This window comes from Pseudomonas sp. 30_B, assembly GCF_017491605.1.
Classification (GTDB): Bacteria; Pseudomonadota; Gammaproteobacteria; order Pseudomonadales; family Pseudomonadaceae; genus Pseudomonas.
Window position 1 is genome coordinate 1 of the sequence record NZ_JAFGYY010000448.1, and the last position, 252, is coordinate 252.

The following is a 252-nucleotide window of genomic DNA, read 5'->3' on the forward strand; positions in this document are numbered from 1 at the left end:
TTACGGGTTGAGGAAACCACGCCCCATCCGGGCGTGGCGGGTAGATCACTGCTTCTGGGCAGCCGCCTGCTGCTGTTTCATCTTCTCGGCGATCTTCTGGTACACCGACTGCTGCACCTGGTCGATGGTGAAGCTGGCCGGGCGCTGGCTCGGCGGATAGTCGATGAAGGTCTGCAGGAACTGCGTGGACTTCATGGTGGCGATGCCCATCAGGTAGGCGTTCTTCACCAGCCAGTCGCTGTACTGGTCGGA

General features: G+C 61.1%; 1 pseudogene. It reads right to left on the minus strand.

The features are described from left to right. Positions 1–45 precede the first annotated feature (45 nt). Positions 46–252 (minus strand): annotated as a pseudogene (locus tag J5M67_RS29055) (arylsulfatase); the annotation flags it as partial.